At 57.7% G+C, this 4,072-nt stretch carries 5 protein-coding genes; 2 read left to right on the top strand and 3 right to left on the bottom strand.

What is annotated here, in order from left to right; translation table 11 throughout:
• A partial coding sequence (locus tag PHQ58_RS23425) for a response regulator (protein ID WP_300116304.1) occupies window positions 1-646 on the bottom strand: 646 nt, incomplete at its 3' end.
• Between the two features lie 157 nt (window positions 647-803).
• On the opposite strand from PHQ58_RS23425, the gene PHQ58_RS23420 reads away from it, so the two are divergent.
• Complete coding sequence (locus PHQ58_RS23420) at window positions 804-1,106, top strand: hypothetical protein (RefSeq protein ID WP_300116301.1); 303 nt, start codon at window positions 804-806, stop codon at window positions 1,104-1,106.
• A gap of 216 nt (window positions 1,107-1,322) precedes the next feature.
• A complete protein-coding gene (locus PHQ58_RS23415) occupies window positions 1,323-1,910 on the top strand; it encodes a hypothetical protein (protein ID WP_300116298.1) in 588 nt (195 codons plus the stop codon).
• An 81-nt stretch (window positions 1,911-1,991) separates the two neighbouring features.
• Here PHQ58_RS23415 and PHQ58_RS23410 read toward each other — a convergent pair whose 3' ends face one another.
• Both PHQ58_RS23410 and PHQ58_RS23405 read right to left on the bottom strand, forming a co-directional pair.
• Window positions 1,992-3,488 carry an efflux transporter outer membrane subunit gene (locus tag PHQ58_RS23410; protein ID WP_300116295.1) on the bottom strand — a complete coding sequence of 499 codons (1,497 nt, stop codon included), beginning with the start codon at window positions 3,486-3,488 and terminating at the stop codon, window positions 1,992-1,994.
• Between the two features lie 20 nt (window positions 3,489-3,508).
• The coding region (locus tag PHQ58_RS23405) for a lipid A deacylase LpxR family protein (RefSeq protein WP_300116292.1) at window positions 3,509-4,072 on the bottom strand (564 nt) is incomplete at its 5' end.

Below are 4,072 nucleotides of genomic sequence, written 5' to 3'. Positions count from 1 at the left end.
GCTCAAGCTCGATCTTGCGGCGCAGCCGGGTAACGCGGTTGTCAATGCTGCGGTCAAACGGGTCGCGCTCGTAACCGCGCAACCTGTCCACCAGGGTGTCGCGCGACAGCACCCGGTTGGGGTGTGCTACCAGCGCGGCCAGCAGGTCATATTCACCGCTGGTGAGCGCCACTTCCTGACCGTCACGCAACAGGCGATGCCCCAGCGTGTCAAGTGAAAACGGTCCAAACCTGGCCTGCGCTTTGAGTGCGGTCGATTCTGTTGCGCTTGCCTGGCCCCGGCGCAGCAAGGCCCGCAAGCGCGCCAGCAACTCGCGCGGGCCAAAGGGTTTGGCCAGGTAGTCATCGGCGCCAACTTCCAGGCCGATGACGCGGTCAAGTTCCTCACCACGCGCTGACAACATCAGAATAGGTACCGAAGACTTGACCCGCAGCGCCCGTGTCAGGGCCAGGCCATCCTCGCCCGGCAGCATCAAATCGAGCACGATGGCGTCGGGCATGCCGGCTTCCAGAGCGGCCCACATAGCGTTGCCATCGTTGGCGCTGGAGACGGCAAACCCATTGGTACCCAAATAAGTGGCGAGCAGGTCGCGCAGGTCGGGGTCATCGTCAACGACAAGAATACGGTGGGGGCTTGAGGTGGTCATGGTGGGTTTGGGTACAGTTTACGGCACACCTCTGTAGGCTGAGCCGCGTCAGTGCCTGTTTGATGCCTTTGGCGACACACTGATACAAAGCAAGGCGTGGCCGACATCTGGTGACGACAGGCATACCGCACCATACACCTACCTGAAAACAAACACCATGAACACACGATCTTTCCTCTTCCCGTTGCTGCTGGTGGCCATGTCTGGCACGCAGGCGCAGTCTCTCCCGGCCGATGTGGGCAGCTTGCCCGCCCGTCCGCTGAATCTGTCGCTTCGCCCTGCCAAGGCGCCAACTGATGCTGCACCGGTTGTGCCTGAGCAGGCGGCAACGCAGTTGCCTTACGGTGCCGGTTTTGAAACCCGGCAGACCGGCCGCACATCAGGCAGCAGTGGGGGAAGCACAGGAGGGTCAGGTGGATCGGGTGGTGCTGGTCGGGGCGGCTCAGGCCGCGGACGTTAGTAGGTTTATCAATTTTTCAGTAGTCTCATTACAAAACTCGGCGTGGATCCAGATGGCAAAACATGGGCAGAAAACTATCGCCAACGGGATTTCCTGCGGCGATCAGCCTCTGACAGAAATAACGGACATTGTTAGTTCTGCCAGCCTTTCTTGACGCATTGCGCCAAGACTTTTCTTCATTGAACCCTACAGCCCCAAGGGCACAGGATGTACCTCATGAACACAGGTGACACGGAATATTTTGAAGAGACACATTTGGCGCAGTGGATGAGCACCACGCGTCAATATTTGTTTGCCGACAAGCCATGCACAGTCAATGCAACAAAAGGGCTGCTGCTTGTGTTGGCATTAGACAGTCACGGTGCGCAGGATCATTTTTTGTCCCGTGCACGCGGGGACTTGATGCGCCTGGTGAAGCGCACCGCGCGACGTCATCAAAATCCTCTGCAAGAACTCGAACAGGCGTTCAAATCTCAAGCATCGTTCATCGCGCAGCACCCGGACATTCCCAAGCGCCTTTTGGGGTGGTTGTCTCAAAACGGCGACTCCCGCATTCGTCGACGCATCCAGAAGGTCATCGACCAGTATGAAGCGCGTCTTTGCCAGATGATCGGGCAGGCGAAAACTCAAGGACTCATCCGTGACAACATCGAACCACGCACTGCGGCGAGTATTTTCATCGGCATGATCCAGAGCTTGGCACTCAGAATGAATGCCGATTTGTACCAGCGTGAGTTGATGTTGCGTGAGGCATTTGAGGGTTTTGCCATGTATCGGGAAGGCATGGCGTCTGAGTCAAGTTGATTTCCAGTTGGGAGGTTGGCACCGTCAATGCGCCAATCAAGATGAACGTTGGCACCCGTTGCAAAACGACAAAACACGCCCTCAGCCAGGCTGCCCGGATTTCAAGGTTTCTGTGTAGCCACCTCCCATCGCCTGATAGAGGGTTACCGTATTGGCCAGTCGCCGCGCGCGCAACTCCACCACGCTGATGAGCGTTTGTTGCGCTTGTTGTTGCGATTGAAGCAGTTGCAAATAGCTTGCGGCACCCAGCCCGTATTGCTGCTCAACCAGCCGCAGCGATTCCTGCGCAGATGCTGTGACACTTTCCAGTGATTGCTGTACTTTCGCATCGCTCTCCACTGTGCGCAGCACGTCCGCCACATTGCGCAGCGACTGCAGCACGGTTTGTTGGTAATTGGCTTGCGCTGCATCAAGGCCAGCTTCAGTCGCCCTGGTATTGGCCTTCAACCCGGCATTGAACAACGGTTGCACGAGTTGGCCGCCCAGGCTCCAGATCAAGGAACCCGCACCAAACAGGCTGGCCGTTGTCAAGGCTTGCGAACCCAGGTTGGCCGTCAGCGTCAGTTGCGGGTAAAGCTTTGCAATCGCGACCCCGTATTGAGCGCTGGCTGCTTGCAACAAGGCTTCAGCGGCCCGCACATCCGGACGGCGGCGGAGCAATTCCGATGGCACACTGACCGGCAAAGCTGATGGCAAAGAAAGATCCGTCAACTCGAAGTTGGGTACTCGGGCATCACCCGGTGCGAGGCCTGCAAGTACCGCCAGCAAATGGCGTGTTTGCTCCCGCCTGTTTTGTATCACCGGCAAACCGGCTTGCGTTTGTGTCATCTGCGTTTGCAATGCAAGCACATCAAGTTGTGAGCCAGCACCCAGTTCAAGGCGCTTGCGGGTAAGGGCAAGTTGCTCAGCTTGCTGTTGCAGAATGGTTTCTGTGACCTGGATTTGAGCGTTGAGTTGCGCCTGCATGATGGCCGTGAGCACCAAATTGGCAGCTAGCGTCAGGCGTGCGCCTTCCAGTTGGTAAGACTGGTAGTTCACTTGCGCGGTCAATGCTTCAAGCGCTCGGCGGTTGCCGCCTGCCAAGTCCAAGTCGTAACTGACGGCAACCGTGGCGTTGTAGAGGTCGTAAGTGCGGTCGCCGCCAGTCAAACCTGCGGCAGTGTTGTTGGTGCCAAGCCGCTGTGCACCAAGCTTTGCATTGACTTGCGGCAACTCTGTTGAGCCCGAGGAGGCGGCGTAATTTTGCTGCGCTTGGCGCAGGGTGGCTTGCGCTGCAGCAAGTGTTGGGCTAGCAACCAATGCTTGGTCGATCAGTCGGGTGAGCTTGTCAGATTGGAGTGTTTTCCACCATTCGGCAGGGACGGGTTGTACAGCAAACTGCTGCGACGCACCATGAACCCCTGGGCTGGCAGCGGTCTTGGCGGGCAGAGTCGCGGTCGTAAAACCCGTCACGGAGGGTGACTCAGGGCGCTGGTAATCAGGCCCTGATGCGCATCCAACCAGTGCAGCGACCAGTGGTGACAATAAAAACAAGTGTGCCCATTGCGGTAAATAGCCGGGCATGGTTTGATGGTTCATTTTTTGATTCCTTGGTGCGTCTAAAACTCGATACTCAGCGTGACAGAGCCATAAGCGTGGCTTGGGCCTTGTTCCTCAAATTCCCTGCTTCGCCAAACGCGCATCACCGCCAACCTGACACCGTGGCCTGCCACCGGACTTTGCGCGCTGAAGCCAACAGCAGCCTGTGCAACCCAAGGAATTCGGGTGACGCTGTGGCTGGACTGGAAAAGGTTGCCGTCAAGCGAGAAGTCGTGCAACACCAGCTTGGTCTCAAGCGTTCCAAAAAGATGGATGCCGGCACGCGGCCTGGTGGCAAGTGAGGCGATATCGCCCGGCCCCCCATGAATGGATGAAGCAGATGGAGGACGGTTTTCAGCCCCCGGCCGAATCGGATAAGTACCGAAGTCGTTCGGGATGTTCCAGCCCATGCGGCCTTCAATACCCGCCGTGGCCGAGGTTTCAATGTTGCCCAACTGAAGACCCAGCCTGCGAATCGTGTCAGATGAAAAACCCGGCGTGATGGCACCTGTGCCGCGGTAGTCCTTGAACTTTCTGTCCATCGCCATTTGCAGCGCTGGCTCATTGCCAAGCTGGTTGTCCCA

Source organism: Rhodoferax sp. (assembly GCF_028688795.1).
In the GTDB taxonomy this organism is placed as follows: Bacteria; Pseudomonadota; Gammaproteobacteria; order Burkholderiales; family Burkholderiaceae_C; genus Rhodoferax.
Note: the sequence above shows the minus strand (reverse complement) of the source record. Positions and strands in the feature narration are given on the sequence as shown.